The 15,641-nt window shown below is 71.6% G+C and carries 15 protein-coding genes; 10 read left to right on the top strand and 5 right to left on the bottom strand.

What is annotated here, in order from left to right; translation table 11 throughout:
• Nucleotides 1–24 precede the first annotated feature (24 nt).
• Nucleotides 25–1,311, bottom strand: coding sequence for a phenylacetate--CoA ligase PaaK (gene paaK, locus AB0D18_RS11490; protein ID WP_362415457.1), 1,287 nt, complete (start codon nucleotides 1,309–1,311; stop codon nucleotides 25–27).
• 251 nt (nucleotides 1,312–1,562) lie between these two features.
• Between paaK and AB0D18_RS11485 the strand changes: the two genes are divergently transcribed.
• The 4 genes from AB0D18_RS11485 (at nucleotide 1,563) to AB0D18_RS11470 (ending at nucleotide 5,069) form a co-directional block, all read left to right on the top strand.
• Nucleotides 1,563–2,009: a hypothetical protein gene (locus tag AB0D18_RS11485; protein WP_362415455.1), complete on the top strand. Its 447-nt coding sequence runs from the start codon at nucleotides 1,563–1,565 to the stop codon at nucleotides 2,007–2,009.
• 70 nt (nucleotides 2,010–2,079) lie between these two features.
• Nucleotides 2,080–3,609, top strand: a complete 1,530-nt coding sequence (locus tag AB0D18_RS11480) for an alpha/beta fold hydrolase (RefSeq protein WP_362415934.1) — start codon at nucleotides 2,080–2,082, stop codon at nucleotides 3,607–3,609.
• 50 nt (nucleotides 3,610–3,659) lie between these two features.
• Nucleotides 3,660–4,034: a hypothetical protein gene (locus AB0D18_RS11475; protein ID WP_362415454.1), complete on the top strand. Its 375-nt coding sequence runs from the start codon at nucleotides 3,660–3,662 to the stop codon at nucleotides 4,032–4,034.
• A 72-nt stretch (nucleotides 4,035–4,106) separates the two neighbouring features.
• Nucleotides 4,107–5,069 (top strand): 2-dehydropantoate 2-reductase, encoded by a 963-nt coding sequence (locus AB0D18_RS11470; RefSeq protein WP_362415452.1) that lies wholly within the window; start codon nucleotides 4,107–4,109, stop codon nucleotides 5,067–5,069.
• Here the strand turns inward: AB0D18_RS11470 and AB0D18_RS11465 are convergent.
• Nucleotides 5,066–5,605, bottom strand: coding sequence for a DUF4232 domain-containing protein (locus tag AB0D18_RS11465; RefSeq protein WP_362415450.1), 540 nt, complete (start codon nucleotides 5,603–5,605; stop codon nucleotides 5,066–5,068). The genes AB0D18_RS11470 and AB0D18_RS11465 overlap by 4 nt on opposite strands.
• Nucleotides 5,606–5,609: 4 nt before the next feature.
• A complete protein-coding gene (locus tag AB0D18_RS11460; RefSeq protein ID WP_362415448.1) occupies nucleotides 5,610–7,157 on the bottom strand; it encodes an ATP-dependent DNA ligase in 1,548 nt (515 codons plus the stop codon).
• An 86-nt stretch (nucleotides 7,158–7,243) separates the two neighbouring features.
• Here AB0D18_RS11460 and AB0D18_RS11455 point away from each other — a divergent pair, with 86 nt between their 5' ends.
• Nucleotides 7,244–7,684, top strand: a complete 441-nt coding sequence (locus AB0D18_RS11455; RefSeq protein ID WP_362415446.1) for an SRPBCC family protein — start codon at nucleotides 7,244–7,246, stop codon at nucleotides 7,682–7,684.
• A gap of 35 nt (nucleotides 7,685–7,719) precedes the next feature.
• Entirely contained in the window at nucleotides 7,720–8,334 is a 615-nt protein-coding gene (aroQ, locus tag AB0D18_RS11450; RefSeq protein ID WP_362415444.1) for a gamma subclass chorismate mutase AroQ, read from the top strand.
• A gap of 159 nt (nucleotides 8,335–8,493) precedes the next feature.
• On the opposite strand, the gene AB0D18_RS11445 is transcribed toward aroQ, so the two are convergent.
• Nucleotides 8,494–10,110 (bottom strand): acyl-CoA synthetase, encoded by a 1,617-nt coding sequence (locus AB0D18_RS11445; protein ID WP_362415442.1) that lies wholly within the window; start codon nucleotides 10,108–10,110, stop codon nucleotides 8,494–8,496.
• Between the two features lie 175 nt (nucleotides 10,111–10,285).
• Between AB0D18_RS11445 and AB0D18_RS11440 the strand changes: the two genes are divergently transcribed.
• The 4 genes from AB0D18_RS11440 (at nucleotide 10,286) to AB0D18_RS11425 (ending at nucleotide 14,656) form a co-directional block, all read left to right on the top strand.
• Nucleotides 10,286–11,113: a crotonase/enoyl-CoA hydratase family protein gene (locus AB0D18_RS11440; protein ID WP_362415440.1), complete on the top strand. Its 828-nt coding sequence runs from the start codon at nucleotides 10,286–10,288 to the stop codon at nucleotides 11,111–11,113.
• A 319-nt stretch (nucleotides 11,114–11,432) separates the two neighbouring features.
• Nucleotides 11,433–12,395, top strand: coding sequence for an OB-fold domain-containing protein (locus tag AB0D18_RS11435; protein WP_362415438.1), 963 nt, complete (start codon nucleotides 11,433–11,435; stop codon nucleotides 12,393–12,395).
• Nucleotide 12,396: 1 nt separating this feature from the next.
• On the top strand, nucleotides 12,397–13,479 hold the full coding sequence (locus AB0D18_RS11430) for a thiolase domain-containing protein (protein ID WP_362415436.1): 1,083 nt from the start codon (nucleotides 12,397–12,399) through the stop codon (nucleotides 13,477–13,479).
• The gene (locus tag AB0D18_RS11425; RefSeq protein ID WP_362415434.1) at nucleotides 13,472–14,656 is read left to right on the top strand and encodes a thiolase domain-containing protein; all 1,185 of its coding nucleotides are present in this window, start codon (nucleotides 13,472–13,474) and stop codon (nucleotides 14,654–14,656) included. Before AB0D18_RS11430 ends, AB0D18_RS11425 begins: the two co-directional genes overlap by 8 nt.
• Nucleotides 14,657–14,727: 71 nt before the next feature.
• Here AB0D18_RS11425 and AB0D18_RS11420 read toward each other — a convergent pair whose 3' ends face one another.
• Nucleotides 14,728–15,507, bottom strand: a complete 780-nt coding sequence (locus AB0D18_RS11420) for an alpha/beta fold hydrolase (RefSeq protein ID WP_362415432.1) — start codon at nucleotides 15,505–15,507, stop codon at nucleotides 14,728–14,730.
• Nucleotides 15,508–15,641 lie beyond the last annotated feature (134 nt).

The raw sequence follows: 15,641 nt of genomic DNA, 5'->3' as shown, positions 1-15,641 counted from the left end.
GGGTCGGTGTGAGGCGGGCCGGTCTCACTTCGGCCGCCGGTCCACGATCCGCTTGAACTTGCCGACGGACCGCTCCAGCGTCTCCGGGTCCACCACCTCCACGTGGACCGACACCCCGATGCCGTCCTTCACGGCCGTCGCCACCGCCTGCGCGGCGGCCGCCCGCGCCTCCGCCGTCGCGTCCGCGCGCGCCTCCGCCCGTACCGTCAGCTCGTCCATCCGGCCCTCGCGGGTCAGCAGCAGCTGGAAGTGCGGGGCCAGCGCGGGGGTGCGCAGGACGATCTCCTCGACCTGCGTGGGGAAGAGGTTCACTCCGCGCAGGATGATCAGGTCGTCGCTGCGGCCGGTGATCCGTTCCATACGGCGGAAGTTGCGCGCCGTACCGGGCATCAGGCGGGTCAGGTCCCGGGTCCGGTAACGGATCACGGGCATCGCCTCCTTGGTGAGCGAGGTGAAGACCAGCTCGCCCTCCTCGCCGTCCGGCAGCACCTCGCCGGTCAGCGGGTCGACGACCTCCGGGAAGAAGTGGTCCTCCCAGATGTGCAGTCCGTCCTTGGTCTCCACGCACTCCTGGGCGACGCCGGGGCCGATCACCTCCGACAGCCCGTATATGTCGACGGCGTCGATCGCGAACCGCTCCTCGATCTCCGCGCGCATCTCCTGCGTCCACGGCTCCGCGCCGAAGATGCCCACCTTGAGGGAGGTGGAGCGCGGGTCGATGCCCTGGCGCTCGAATTCGTCGAGCAGCGTCAGCATGTACGTCGGCGTCACCATGATGATCTCGGGCCCGAAGTCCTGGATCAGCTGGACCTGGCGCGCGGTCATCCCGCCGGACGCCGGGATGACCGTGCAGCCGAGCCGCTCGGCGCCGTAGTGCGCGCCGAGTCCGCCGGTGAACAGGCCGTAGCCGTACGCCACATGGACCTTGTGGCCGGGCCGCCCCCCGGCGGCCCGGATCGAGCGGGCCACCATGTCGGCCCACATCGAGAGGTCGTTCTCGGTGTAGCCGACGACCGTCGGGCGGCCCGTGGTACCGCTGGAGGCGTGGATGCGGCGGACGTCGCTCTGGGGGACGGCGAACATCCCGAAGGGGTAGTTGTCGCGCAGGTCCGCCTTGGTGGTGAAGGGGAAGCGGGCCAGGTCGTCGAGCGAACGGCAGTCCTCGGGAGTCAGGCCCGCCGCGTCGAAGGCCGCCCTGTAGTGCGGCACGTTCGCGTAGGCGTGCCGCAGGGTGCTCTGCAATCGCTCCAGTTGCAGGACCTGGAGCTCCTCGCGGCCGAGCCGCTCCGCCGCGTCGAGCAGAGCCGTCATGGATCACTCTCCCGTTCCTCGCGCACAGCACTCGTGCACGGTGCTTGACGCACCCCCAAAGCGGACGACCGATCATTCGGTCGTGGTGCGTCCGGGCCAGTAATTCAGGACGGACGGGTCTCTGACAAGGGGTGGACGGTGCGCAATGACGGACTCCAGGGTGTCCCGGCGGCCCTGACGCCGAGAAGCACCCCAAAATGCAGAGTATCGGTTGATCGAGGAAGAACCGGATCGAAGGCGAGTACCTCAGAATGCAGCGTCGAATCCGCAGGACCACACTGGGCGTGTTGCTGACGGTGACCGGCTCGGCGGCGCTGGCCGCGTGCAACGGCGACGAGCCCGCGCCCGCCGTCACCACCACCGTGACCGCACCCGCCCCGACCGTCACCGTGACGGCGAGCCCGCCCCTGGCCGCGACCCCTGCTCCCACCCCGACCCCGACCGCGCCCGCGCAGGGCGCCGGCAGGCCCGACGTCGTACTGACCGGGGACCCGGACGCGGCGGGCAAGGAGCTGCAGCGGCTGAAGAAGACCGGCTGGTGGAACCCCGACAAGATCGAGTACGCGGACGACCCGGTGACCGCGCTCCAGCAGTTCGACAGGTGGCTGGGCAAGGGGTACATCGCCCCGGGCGGCGGCTGGACCCCGGCAGGCGAGGCGGCGGTGGAGGCGGCCAACAACGGAGGCCCGGAGCTCTAGGAGGCCCAGAGCCGGGGCGGGCCACGATGCAGGCGTGCATGAGGATCGTTCACCTGTTTGGATGACCCTCATGCCGATCTTCACCGCGCCCGACGGAACCCGACTCGCCTACCACCTGGCGGGGGAGGGCGAACCGCTGATCTGCCTGCCGGGAGGCGCGATGCGGGCCAGTGCGTACCTCGGAGACCTCGGCGGGCTGACCGCCCGCCGGCAGCTCGTCCTCCTCGACCTGCGCGGCACCGGGGAGTCCGCTGTCCCGGACGACGAGGACTCCTACCACTGCGCCCGCCAGGTCGCCGACGTCGAGGCGCTGCGCGCCCACCTCAAACTGGACCGCATCGACGTGCTCGCCCACTCGGCGGGCGGCAATCTGGCCCTGCTGTACGCCGCCGCCCACCCGGAGCGCATCCGCAGCCTCGCGCTGATCACCCCGACCGCCTGGGAGGCGGGCGTCCCGATCGAGCGGGCGGAGAGGCTCGCCGCGGCCCGGCTGCGCAAGGGCGAGCCCTGGTTCGAGGAGGCGTACGCCGCCTACGAGGCAGTGTTCGCCGGCCAGGAGCCCGCGGCCTCCATCGAGCCGTTCTTCTACGGCCGTTGGGACGATACGGCCCGCGCGCACGCCGCGCCGGCCGCCGAGCAGATCAACGAGGCCGCGGCCGCCCGCTACATCGACCCCGCCAAGGTCGACGCACCCGCCGTCCGCATCGCACTGGCCACGCTCGACGCCCCCGTGCTGGTGCTCGCCGGCGCGCTCGACGGCGTGCCCGCTCCGGCGAAGGCCGCCGAGATCGCCGCCCTCTTCCCGCGCGGCGAGGTCGCGATCCAGCCCGCCGCCGGACACTTCCCCTGGCTCGACGACCCGGGCGCCTTCGTCCGTACGGTCGCCGCCTTCCTCGACCCCTCGGTGCACGGCGTACGCCTGCCGGGCGGCAACAGAATCGCGTACCGCACCTGGGGCGACCCGGCCGCCCCGCCCGTCGTCCTGCTGCACGGGCGCACCATGGACAGCACCGACTGGACCGCCGTGGCCGAGGCCCTGTCCTTCACCCGCCGGGTGTACGTACCGGACTTCCGGGGGCACGGGCTGAGCGACTGGCCCGGCGGTTACGAGTACGGCCAACTGATCGAGGACGTACGGGAGTTCCTCGACGCCCTCGGGCTCGACCGGGTCGACCTGGTGGGCCACTCGATGGGCGGGGCGGTCGCGCTCCAGGTCGCCGGAGCGGAGCCGGGCCGGGTGGGCAGGCTGCTCCTGGAGGACTCGCTGCCGCCGTTCCCGGTGGACCCGCCGCTCCCACCGGCGGTGCGCCCCGCACCGGAGGAGGTGCGTGCGCTCGGCTACGACTGGGAGGTGATCCCGGCGACCGACGAGGGCGCCAACCACCCCGACCCGGCGTGGACCTCGCGGCTCGGAGCGGTCACGGCGCCGACGCTGGTGCTCTCGGGCGGGCCCGCGAGCTTCCTGCCCGAGGCGAACCTGCGGCGGCTGGCGGAGCTGATTCCCGGCGGCCGTGCGGTGACGGTTCCGGCGGGGCACCTGATCCACCGGAACGACCTGGACGGTTTCCTGGCGGAGCTCAAGGGCTTCGGGATCTACTGACCTCGCAGTTGTTGACCGTTTTCCCGTAACTCTTTCTCCGGAGGTTCGAGTTGACCGCGAACGACCGTCCTGCCCGCCTTCTCGTGGGCCTGCTCGCAGGAGCCGGTGCCGCTCACGTCGTGGCGCCGAAGTTCTTCGACGGCCTGGTTCCCGAGTTCCTGCCGGGCAAGCAGCGCACCTGGACGCACGCCAGCGGCGTCGCCGAACTGCTGCTGGCCGCGGCCATCGCCGTACCGCAGACGAGGAAGGCGGGCGGGCTGGCGGCGGCCGGGTTCTTCGCCGGCGTCCTCCCGGCGCACCTGAAGATGGCGTACGACTGGCGGAACAAGTCGAACGCTTTGCGTGCCGGGGCGTACGCGCGCATTCCGCTGCAGGTCCCGCTGGTGCTGTGGGCGGCGAAGGTGGCGCGCGACGCGGCGCGCTGAGCAGGCGGCAGCCCTTCGAGCCCCTCCTTCAAGTCCGTACGTCGAGCCCGTCCGTCGAGAGGTCCATCCGTCATGAGAATCCTGGTAGTCGGCGCCGGAGCGACCGGCGGCTACTTCGGTGCCCGCCTCGCCCTGGCGGGGCAGGACGTCACCTTCCTGGTGCGGCCGCAGCGGGCCGACGCCCTGCGCCGCCGGGGCCTGCGCCTGACCGGCCTCGGCGAGGACCTGCGACTGGCCCCGCAACTGGTCACCGCTGCCGAGCTGGCTTCCGCCGGATCCTCTGACGGCGCGCCCGCCCCGGCTCCGTACGACCTGATCCTGCTCACTGTGAAGGCCACCGCCCTCGCGCCCGCCGTCGACGACTTCGCACCCGCCGTCGGCCCCGGCACCGTGATCGTTCCCGTCCTCAACGGCCTCGCCCACCTCGACACCCTCGCCGGGCGTTTCGGTACGGAGCGGGTGTGGGGCGGCGTCGCCAAGGTCGTCACGGCCCTGAACGACGACGGCGACATTGTCCGGCTGGCCCCGTTCGCCGACCTGACCCTCGGCGAGACCGGCGGCGGCACCTCGCCCCGCGCCGACGAGATGGGCGCACTCCTCAACGGCGTCCCGGGCATCGACGCGGACGTGTCGCCGGACATCCTCGGCGCGATGTGGGCCAAGTGGGCGTTCATCGTGACGGTGAGCGCGGTGAACCTCCTCGGTCGCGGCACCGTCGGCGAGGTCGCCGCCGCACCCGGCGGCGCCGGACTGGGCCCCGCCGTACTGGCCGAGGCCGCCGCGGTGGCGACGGCGGCAGGCCATCCGCTGCCGGACGATCTGCTCGCCTTCGCCACGGAGACCGCCACCGGGGCGGATTCGCCGCTCACCACCTCCCTCTACCGGGACGTGAGGGCAGGGCTCCCGTCGGAGGCCGAGCACCTCTTCGGCGACCTGACCGACCGGGCCCGCACCCTGGGGGTGGCCACCCCGCTGCTCGATGTCGCAGCGCTCCAACTCCGCGTGCAGGAACGGAAGTTGGTCAGCAAGAACTAGATGGTTCGGTCGGCTCGGGGGGCCTTGTGCTGCCAGAGGGAGGTCACCGGGTCGTACACCCTGACCCCCCTCGGCAGCCCCAGCTCGGTGGCCTTGATGCGCAGTCCGTGGTGCGCGGGGTCCGCCGCCACCACGATGTCCCGCACGGTGCGTACGTCGCCGGGGGTGGGCGGCGCGAGGACCGTACGCACCGTGGCGTACGCGGTGGCACCCGCCGCCACCCGGTAGGGGGCGCTCCCGACCGGCGGCTCAGGGCGGGCCGCACCGTCCAGGTCGCCGAAGGTGACCGTGGGGATGCGGTCCACGGTGCAGGCGTGCCGCCCGTTGTTGGTGAACCGGAGCTTGAGGATGTCCGGGGTCGGTGCGGCGGTCACCTTGACGGACAGGTTCCGTTCCGCGCAGCGCGGCAGCGGGCTGCCGCCGGGTGCGGGCAGGTCACAGGCGGCGGCGGTGGTCGAGGCGGTGAGCAGGAGCGCGGCGGCGACGGCTGCCGCGGCGGCGAGACGCTGGTGCGTGTGCATCCGGTGCGTGTGCATACGGTCAATCGTCCGCCCGCAGAGGCCCGGACGCGAGTACGTCGGCGACCGTGTTGGCGTCCGACGCACGTTTGTCCTCCCGGTAACGCACCACCCGCGCGAACCGCAGCGTCACGCCCTCCGGGTAGCGGGTGGACCGCTGGATCCCGTCGAAGGCGATCTCCACCACCAGTTCCGGCCGCACGTGCACCACGTACCCCTCCTCGGACACCTTCAGTGCTCCCAGCCGCTCCGTCTGCCACTCCAGCATCGCGTCGGTGAGCCCCTTGAAGGTCTTGCCGAGCATCGCGAACGAGCCGTCCGGCCTGAGCGCCCCCAGATGCAGGTTCGACAGCTTGCCGGTGCGCCGCCCATGCCCCCACTCGGCGGCGAGCACCACCAGGTCCAGGGTGTGCACCGGCTTCACCTTCAGCCACGAGGCACCACGCCGCCCCGTCTGGTACGGGGCGTCCAGGGCCTTGAGCACGACGCCCTCGTGTCCGCGCTCCAGGGTCCGCGCGAGGAACGCCCGCGCGGCCACCGCGGTCTCCGTATCGTCCGTGCCCTCTTCGGCCCGGCGTACGCACTGGGGTCCCGGCACCAGCCGCTCCAGCCGCAGCCGCCGCTCCCGGTAGGGAAGATCGAGAGTGGACTCGCCGTCGGCGGCCAGTACGTCGAAGAACACCGGGGACAGCGGCAGCGCCTCCCTGGCCGCCGCGACGTCCAGCCGGGAACCCACCCGGCCCGCCACGTCCTGGAACGGCAGCGGCCGCCCGTCGGCCCCGAGGGCGATCACCTCACCGTCAAGAACAAACCGGTCGCCCTCCAACTCCCTTGCGAGATCGATGAGTTCGGGAATCCGGTCGGTGATGTCCTCCAGCGTCCTGGTGAACACCCGCACCTCGTCCCCGTCCCGGTGCACCTGCACCCGGATGCCGTCCAGCTTCTCCTCCACCGCGCACGGCCCCAGCTTCGCCAGGGCCTCGTCGAGGGACTTGCCCGGACTCGCGAGCATCGGCGGCACCGCCCGTCCCACCCGCAGTGTGAACCGTGTGAGCGCCCCCGGCCCCTCGGCCAGCAGCGCCCGGCCCACCGCGGTCAGCGAACCCCCGAGCATCACCGCCCGCCGTACGTCCGCGGGCGCGGCGCCCGCCGCCACGGCGAGCCCCTCCGCGGCCAGGGCGTCCAGCGCCCCCTGGCGGACCTCACCGGTGAGCAGGCCCCTCAGGAAGCGCTGCTCCTCCTCGGTGGCGGCGGCCATCAGCTCTCGTACGAGCCCGGCCCGCTCGGTCTGCGCACCGCGCCCGGCGACCGTCGCGAAGGCGGTGAGCGCGGCGTCGACCCCCGCCACGGTGAGCGTCGGCTGCGCGGCGGGCGGCACGGTCTCGCGCAACAGGTTCCAGCCGATGCCGATCCGGCCCTGCGGGAGGCGGCCGGAGAGGTACGGGACGACGATCGGCACGTCCTCGGGGGCGGCGGCCCGGAACAGCTCCGCGAGCAGGGCCGTCTTCTTCGAGCGCGCGGAGGTGGCGGCGACGTCCCGCGACACGCGGGCGAGGGCGTCAAGGAGCATGCGTTCCATCTTGCAGTGCATGGGGCGGGGCGGCACTTCATGCGGGGCGCCACTTCCTACCGTGCGGCGTTTCGTACGGTGGCCCCGTGGCCCTCTTCCGTATCGCAGACCGTACGCCGCTCGCACCCGCCGAGGCCTGGCGCAGGCTCACCGCCTGGGAGCGGCACGCCGCTCAGGTCCCGTTCACCCGCATCAACGTCACCACCGCGCCGCCGACCCGGCAGGGCACCCGGTTCGTGGCCCGCACCGGGCTGGGGCGGCTCGGGTTCGACGACCCGATGGAGGTGACCGTCTGGCAGCCGCCGAACCGTTGCAGGCTGGAGAAGCACGGCCGGGTGGTGACGGGCTGGGCCGAGATCGACGTACGGGAAGAGCCCGGCGGCGGAAGCGGGGCGCAGGTGATGTGGACGGAGGACCTGCGGCTGCGCGGGCTGCCCCGGGTGTGCGACCCGGTGCTGGCCGCGGCGGGGCGGCTGGTCTTCGGGCGGGCGATGCGTGCGTTGCTGAGGGGGCCGAAGAGGCGTTGAAGCCTGTGCCCCGACCATCGATCGAAGGAATCACTGTGCAGCAGGGTTCACCCGCCCGCCGCCGGCTGCTTGCGGCTGCGGCGGTCGTCGCCGTACTGAGCACCGGAGCGGGGACGGCGGGCGCCGCGCCGGTCGCGTCGCCGGCCTCGACAGCCCACGCCTCGGGCCCGCTCGCCCGGCTCGGTCCCCTCGCCGACTGGTCCGCGCAGCGACTGGCCACCGCCGACCTGGTCGCCGCAGCCAAGTACGGCACCGGCAGTCCCCTCGACGACCCGGCCCGCGAGAAGGCCGTCCTGGAGGCGGTGGAGCAGCAGGCGGAGGAGACCGGCGCCGACCCCGTGGCGACGGTACGGATCTTCCGCGACCAGATCGAGGCCAACAAGGACGTGCAGCGGGCCCTGCACCGACGCTGGGACGCGCACCCCGCCGAGGCGCCGGCCGGGAGCCCCGACCTGGGCGAGGTGCGTAAGGAGATCAACCGCATCAACACCGGGCTCGTGCGGGGCATCAGGGACTCGGCGCAGGCGCGGGGCGCCGCGTACTGCGCGCCCGTAACCCTGGTGTCGGCGGCCCGGGTCGCCCGTGCGCGGCACCTCGACGCGCTGCACACGAAGGCGTTGGCGCGGTCGCTACGGACGGTCTGCGGTTGAGGGCCGGTGGCGGACGGTCTGCGGCTGAGGGTCGGTGGCCGACAGTCTGCGGCTGAGTGTCGGTGGCGGACGGTCTGCGGCTGATGACGGGCAGCACGAGCCCGTTCGGGCGTACGCGGTGAGGGCGGGCCGGTCTGTGGGGATTCTGCCGGCCCGCCCTCAGTCCTCCTGTGCGGCCGTCGCCTTCGCCCACCGGTAGTCCGCCTTGCCGCTCGGCGAGCGCCGTATCCGGTCGGCGACGACCAGCTTCCGGGGGATCTTGTAGCCCGCGAGCAGGGTCCGGCAGTGCTCCTGAACGGTGGCCAGATCGGGCGCGGTGCCGCCCTCGCGCACCTGGACCACCGCCGCCACCCGGTTGCCCCACTTGGCGTCCGGCACCCCTGCGACCAGCGCGTCGTACACCTCGGGGTGGGACTTCAGCGCCTGCTCGACCTCTTCCGGATAGACCTTCTCGCCCCCGGTGTTGATGCACTGCGAACCGCGGCCGAGGACGGTGACGATGCCCAACTCGTCGACGGTCGCCATGTCGCCGAGCAGGACCCAGCGCTGGCCGTCGCGCTGGAAGAAGGTCTCGGCCGACTTCTTCGGGTCGTTGTAGTAGCCGAGCGGTACGTGACCGCACTGGGCGAGCCGGCCGATCTCGCCGACCGCCACCGGGGCGTACGTCGCCGGGTCGACCACCCGGGTGCGCTCGTTGACCTCCAGGCGGAACCCCTTCTCGGGGCCCGAGTCGTCGGTGGCCTTGCCGTTGGAACCGGACTCGGAGGAACCGAAGTTGTTCAGCAGCAGCACGTTCGGCACCAGCTCCTGGAACTGGGTGCGCACCGTTTCCGACATGATCGCGCCCGACGAGGAGACACTGAACAGGGAGGAGAGGTCGGTCCCCTTCAGGGGCCCGTTCAGTGCGTCGACCAGTGGCCGGAGCATCGCGTCGCCGACCAGGGACACACTGGACACCTTCTCCTTCTCGATCGTCCGCAGCACCTCCTCCGGTGCGTACTTGCGGTGGATCACCACCCGCTGGCCGTAGTTGAACGCGATGAACGAGGTTAGTGTCGAAGTGCCGTGCATCAGTGGGGGAGTGGGGAAGAAGGTGAGCCCGCCGCCGCCCGCCGCGACCCGCGCGGCCAGCTCCTCGGGCCGCTGAACCGGCTGACCGGCCGGGTCGCCACCGAACAACCCCGCGAAGAATAAGTCCTCCTGACGCCACATCACACCCTTGGGCATGCCGGTCGTGCCACCGGTGTAGATGATGAACAGGTCGTCGGCGGACCGGGGGCCGAAACCCCGGACGGCCGGAGCGGCGGCCTCCGCGTCCGCGAACTCCACGCAGTCGAGAGCGGGCGCCCGGCCGGGAGGCGTGCCCACCCGCACCAGGTGCCGCAGCTTCTCGGTGCGCGGCAGCGCGGCCGCCACCCGCTCGGTGAATTCGGCGTCGAAGACGAGCGCCGCGAGGTCTGCGTCGCGGTAGAGGTAGACCAACTCCTCTTCCACGTAGCGGTAGTTCACATTGACCGGGACGATGCGTGCCTTCAGACAGGCCAGCACCGTCTGGAGGTACTCGATGCCGTTGTAGAGGTGCAGGCCCAGGTGTTCGCCGGGCTTCAGTCCGGCGTCGATCAGGTGGTGGGCGATGCGGTTGGCGGCCGCGTCGAGTCCGGAGTAGGTGAGGCGGCGCTCGGCGCCCGTACCGGGATGGTCGATGTACACGAGCGCCTCGCGGTCCGGGACCGCGTCGACGACCGACTCGAAAAGGTCGGCAAGGTTGTACTCCACCGTTCCTCCTGAACCTCGGGTGCGGGGGCCCCAGTTGGTGTGTCGGCCATCACAGCAAAGGTGGCGTCAAGTGGGAAGGGTGCGCGCCGAAGAAATCTGACTGACTGTCAGAAAACTCTTGAAGTGGTGAGGGCTCTCCTGCAACCTGTTCCCGTCTGACGACGGGAGGACGGTCATGGACGGTGGTACGGAGTGGGGTACGGAGCATCTCGCCGTGCGGCGCGAGGGCGCCACGCTGGTGCTCACCCTGAACAGGCCCGAGGCGAAGAACGCCCTGTCGCTGCCGATGCTGGTCGGGCTGTACGACGGCTGGCTGGCGGCGGACGCGGACGATTCGGTGCGCTCGGTCGTGCTGACCGGGGCGGGCGGGTCGTTCTGCGCCGGGATGGACCTCAAGGCTCTGGCCGGTGAGCGGGGGATGGGCGGCAGTTCGGAGGATGCCTGCCGGGCCCGTATGAAGGCCGACCCCGACCTGCACTGGAAGGCGATGCTGCGCCACCACCGGCCGCGCAAACCGGTGATCGCGGCGGTCGAGGGCCACTGCGTGGCGGGCGGTACGGAGATCCTGCAGGGGACCGACATCCGGGTGGCCGGCGCCTCGGCGACCTTCGGGCTCTTCGAGGTGCGGCGGGGACTCTTCCCGATCGGCGGCTCGACGGTACGGCTGCCGCGGCAGATCGCGCGTACGCACGCGCTGGAGATGCTGTTGACGGGGCGGGCGTACGGGGCGCAAGAGGCGGCACGGATCGGGCTGATCGGGCACGTGGTGCCGGACGGCACGGCCCTGGAGAAGGCGCTCTCGCTCGCCGAACAGGTCAATGCCTGTGGGCCGTTGGCGGTGGAGGCGGTGAAGGCGTCCGTGTACGAAGCCCTGGAGATGTCGGAGGAGGACGGACTGGCGGCGGAACTGAAGCGCGGCTGGCCGATTTTCGACACGGAGGACGCGAGAGAGGGGGCGAGGGCCTTCGGCGAGAGGCGGGCGGCAGTTTATCGGAGGTTGTAAGCAGGCCGCTGGGGGCGCGGGGCGGGGTGGGCTGGTGCGGGCCGCTTGGGGTGCGGGGCGGTGGGCATCGTGCGGGTCCGTCGTGGCTGATCGCGCAGTTCCCCGCGCCCCTAAAAGATTGCCCCTTGGCCCCTAGCCCCTTTAAGCCCGCTAGCCCTCTTGGGCAGCGGGGCCGCCCCCCCCCGGGGGGGCGGGACGGGTGGGCAAGGGGGCGGACCCACGCGGAGTGCACCCCCCGCCGCCTCGGCCCACGCTCGCGACCGCCCTGCCCCCCCCCGGACCCGAACTCGACCCCGTCCCAAGAGAAGGAGCCCCACCCATGCCCACCCCCTCTCCCACCCCCGAAACCCTCCACGCCCCCCTCACCGTCGAGTTCCCCTTCACCCGTTCCCTCGGCCCCGTCCAGTCCGCCTTTCTCACTGGTCTCCGCCACCGCACACTCCTCGGTGTCCGGACCGCCGACCGCAAGGTCCTCGTGCCGCCCACCGAGTACGACCCCCTCACCGCCGAAGAAATCCGGGACCTCGTCGAGGTCGGGTCCACCGGGACGGTGACCACCTGGGCGTGGAACCCCGCCCCCCGCCCGTACCAACCCCTGGACACCCCCTTCGCCTGGGTCCTCGTCAAACTCGACGGCGCCGACACCGCCCTCCTGCACGCCCTCGACGCCCCTGGCCCCGACCACGTCCGTACGGGGATGCGTGTCCGGGTCCGCTGGGCCGAGGAACGTACCGGCGCGATCACCGACATCGCCTGCTTTGAACCGCACGAAGGCAACGACAGGCATGAACTCACCCCGCATACCGGCCAGTTCGACGACATGGTCACCTCCCTCACCGCTCCCGCCCGCCTCGACTACACCTACACCCCCGGCCGCGCACCCACCGACTACCTCACCGCCCTCGCGGGCCAACGCATCGTCGGCGAGCGCTGCCCGTCCTGCCGCAAGGTGTACGTGCCGCCCCGCGGCGCCTGCCCCACCTGCGGGGTCGCCACCGCCGAACAGGTCGAGGTCGGGCCGCGCGGCACCGTCACCACCTTCTGCATCGTCAACATCAAGGCGAAGAACCTGGACATCGAAGTGCCGTACGTCTACGCGCACATCGCCCTCGACGGCGCCGACCTCGCCCTGCACGGCCGCATCGCGGGCATCCCGTACGACCAGGTCCGGATGGGCCTGCGCGTCGAACCGGTGTGGACCGACAGCGCCCGCTACCCCGACCACTACCGGCCCACCGGCGAGCCGGACGCCGACTACGACGTGTACAAGGAGCTGATCTGACATGGCACCCCCACCCTCGCGGCACGTGCGGCCCGTCCGTGACATCGCCGTCGTCGCCTTCGCACAGAGCGAGACCCGGCGACGTACGGACGAACTGTCCGAGGTCGAGATGCTGATGCCCGTCCTGCACCGGGTGCTGGCCGACACCGGGCTGAAGACCAGCGACATCGGCTTCACCTGCTCGGGCTCCAGCGACTACCTCGCGGGCCGCGCCTTCTCTTTCACCATGGCCCTGGACGGCGTCGGTGCCTGGCCGCCGATCTCCGAGTCGCACGTCGAGATGGACGGTGCCTGGGCGCTGTACGAGGCCTGGGTGAAGATCCTCACCGGCGAGGCGGACACCGCGCTCGTCTACGCGTACGGAAAGTCCTCGCCCGGCGAGATCCGCGACGTCCTGACCCGCCAGCTCGACCCGTACTACGTCGCCCCGCTCTGGCCCGATTCGGTCTCCCTGGCCGCGCTCCAGGCGCAGGCCCTCATCGACGCGGGCGACACGGACGAGCCCGCACTCGCCGCAGTCGCGGCCCGCAGCCGTACCAGCGCCGCCTCAAATCCCCACGCACAGCTACAAGGTGACGTGCCATCAGGTAACTATCTGGTGCATCCCCTCCGCACCGGCGACTGCCCGCCGATCGGCGACGGCGCCGCCGCCGTGATTCTCGCCGCGGGCGACCTGGCCCGCGAGCTCTGTGCACGGCCCGCCTGGATCCGCGGCATGGACCACCGCATCGAGGCGCACTCCCTCGGCGTACGCGACCTCACCGACTCCCTGTCCGCTCGACTGGCGGCCGAACGGGCCGGAGCGTACGAACTCCCCGTCGACACCGCCGAGTTGCATGCCCCCTTCACCTCCCAGGAGGTCGTACTGCGCAAGGCGCTACGACTCGGCGACGAGGTCACGGTCAACCCGTCGGGCGGCGCGCTCGCCGCCAACCCGATGATGGCCGCCGGGCTGATCAGGATCGGTGAGGCGGCCGCCCGTATCCACCGGGGCGAGTCGGACCGGGCACTGGCGCACGCCACGTCCGGCCCGTGCCTGCAGCAGAACCTCGTAGCAGTCCTGGAGGGAGAGCAGAGTGAGTAGCAGCACCGTGCACGGCAAGGAGCCCGTGGCAGTCGTCGGCATCGGCCAGACCAAGCACGTCTCCGCCCGCCACGACGTCTCGATCGCCGGACTCGTCCGCGAAGCAGCCCAACGAGCCCTAGCTGACGCCCAGTTGACCTGGCAGGACATCGACGCCGTCGTCATCGGAAAGGCCCCCGACTTCTTCGAGGGCGTCATGATGCCGGAGCTCTACCTCGCCGACGCGCTCGGCGCCGTCGGCAAACCCATGCTCCGGGTACACACCGCCGGTTCCGTCGGCGGCTCCACCGCCCTGGTCGCCGCCAATCTGATCGCCGCCCGTGTCCACACCACCGTCCTCACCCTGGCCTTCGAGAAGCAGTCCGAGTCCAACGCCATGTGGGGCCTCTCCCTCCCTGTCCCCTTCCAGCAACCCCTCCTCGCCGGAGCGGGCGGCTTCTTCGCCCCGCACATCCGCGCGTACATGCGCCGCACCGGCGCCCCAGAAACCATCGGCTCCCTGGTCGCGTACAAGGACCGCCGCAACGCCCTCAAAAACCCCTACGCACACCTCCAGGACCCCACCCTCACCCTGGAGAAGGTCCAGGCGGCCCCCATGCTCTGGGACCCGATCCGCTACTCCGAGACCTGCCCGTCCTCCGACGGTGCCTGCGCGATGATCCTCACCGACCGCGGCGGCGCTGCCCGTTCACCGCACACGCCCGCCTGGGTGCACGGCGGCGCCATGCGCAGCGAACCCACCCTCTTCGCGGGCAAGGACTTCGTCTCCCCCCAGGCCGGTAAGGACTGCGCCGCCGACGTCTACCACCAGGCCGGCATCACCGACCCGCGCCGCGAGATCGACGCGGTCGAGATGTACGTCCCCTTCTCCTGGTACGAACCCATGTGGCTGGAGAACCTGGGCTTCGCCGCCGAGGGCGAAGGCTGGAAACTCACCGAGTCCGGCGTCACCGAACTCGACGGCGACCTCCCCGTCAACCCCTCCGGCGGCGTCCTCTCCACCAACCCCATCGGCGCCTCCGGCATGATCCGCTTCGCCGAAGCCGCCCTCCAGGTACGCGGCCAGGCCGGCGAACATCAAATCGACGGAGCCCGCACGGCCCTGGGCCACGCCTACGGCGGCGGATCGCAGTTCTTCGCGATGTGGGTGGTGGGAGCGCAGCCGCCCACCGGATGACCCGTGAGGGGGGTAATTGGCGCCGCATCCTGGAGGTCGGATGTGCAGACCTGCGATGTGGGGCGAGATCGTCAAGTGGCCCTGGGTGCCCGCACGGTGTGGGCCCCCGTGAAGGACAGGAGCAGTGCGGCCGTCCGAGGCGGGTCCTCCAGGATGGGTGTGTGTCCGGAGCCGGGCAGCAAGTCGACCTTCGCGCCCGGTACGACGCGGTAGTCCGCCGCGGACGAGGGGTGCCACCTGCCGTCCTGGTCGCCGAAGATCACCTGTAGCGGTTTGCCGAGGGTCTTCAGCCGGTCCGGGAGCGACTGCTGGCTGAGATAGGTGGTGGACGCCTGCATCGCTGTGGTGACCGCGTGGAAGGTCATGCGGCGCAGCTCGTCGACGAGTTCTTGGGGGACCTGGAAGCCCGCGCGGAATCCGGTGCTCGCGAACTGGCGGAGCTGTTCGTCGGTCGGTGGCCACTGGTCGGGGTGGAACGAGGTGGGTCCCGAGGGGATGAAGGCTGCCAGGTGGGGGCCGGTGTTGATGAGTGCGAGCGCGGTCACCAGGTCGGGGCGTTGCTCGGCGAGCGCGGTGGCGGCGTAGCCTCCGCTGGAGTGGCCGGCGACCACGGCGTGCTCGATGCCGAGCCGGTCCAGTGCCGTGCCGATCCTGCGTCCCAGCTCCGGGATCGCGTAATCGCCGTCGGCCGGTTCGGCGGAGCGGCCGTGGCCCGGCAGGTCGATCCGGATGACCCGATGGTGCGTGGTCAGGAGCGGAACCAGGGCGTCCCACGACCGGCTCGACGTGGCGGATCCATGGAGGAGCAGGAGTACGGGGGCGTCGCGAGGGCCGTCCTGGCGGACGTACATGTCGCCGTGTTTCAGGGAGAGGGGCGAATCCGCAGAGGCGGCGTCTGTTGGGGGGTGACTGCTGGGAGGAGTCATGAGTCCACTGTCGACGGTGGTGCGCACCGGTGGCTTGGACGAATGTTCCTTCCTCGGGC

Source organism: Streptomyces sp. NPDC048442, from assembly GCF_040651475.1.
In the GTDB taxonomy this organism is placed as follows: domain Bacteria; phylum Actinomycetota; class Actinomycetes; order Streptomycetales; family Streptomycetaceae; genus Streptomyces.
This window is presented reverse-complemented; position numbering and strand designations above follow the sequence as displayed.

What these genes read in the sequence shown, in the direction of transcription:
- paaK (WP_362415457.1), bottom strand. Translation starts at nt 1,311, where the DNA reads ATGACGGCTCTGCTCGACGCGGCGGAGCGGCTCGGCCGCGAGGAGCTC.
- AB0D18_RS11485 (WP_362415455.1), top strand. Translation starts at nt 1,563, where the DNA reads ATGCAGCGTCGAATCCGCAGGACCACACTGGGCGTGTTGCTGACGGTG.
- AB0D18_RS11480 (WP_362415934.1), top strand. Translation starts at nt 2,080, where the DNA reads ATGCCGATCTTCACCGCGCCCGACGGAACCCGACTCGCCTACCACCTG.
- AB0D18_RS11470 (WP_362415452.1), top strand. Translation starts at nt 4,107, where the DNA reads ATGAGAATCCTGGTAGTCGGCGCCGGAGCGACCGGCGGCTACTTCGGT.
- AB0D18_RS11465 (WP_362415450.1), bottom strand. Translation starts at nt 5,605, where the DNA reads ATGCACACGCACCGGATGCACACGCACCAGCGTCTCGCCGCCGCGGCA.
- AB0D18_RS11460 (WP_362415448.1), bottom strand. Translation starts at nt 7,157, where the DNA reads ATGCTCCTTGACGCCCTCGCCCGCGTGTCGCGGGACGTCGCCGCCACC.
- AB0D18_RS11440 (WP_362415440.1), top strand. Translation starts at nt 10,286, where the DNA reads ATGGACGGTGGTACGGAGTGGGGTACGGAGCATCTCGCCGTGCGGCGC.
- AB0D18_RS11435 (WP_362415438.1), top strand. Translation starts at nt 11,433, where the DNA reads ATGCCCACCCCCTCTCCCACCCCCGAAACCCTCCACGCCCCCCTCACC.
- AB0D18_RS11430 (WP_362415436.1), top strand. Translation starts at nt 12,397, where the DNA reads ATGGCACCCCCACCCTCGCGGCACGTGCGGCCCGTCCGTGACATCGCC.
- AB0D18_RS11420 (WP_362415432.1), bottom strand. Translation starts at nt 15,507, where the DNA reads ATGTACGTCCGCCAGGACGGCCCTCGCGACGCCCCCGTACTCCTGCTC.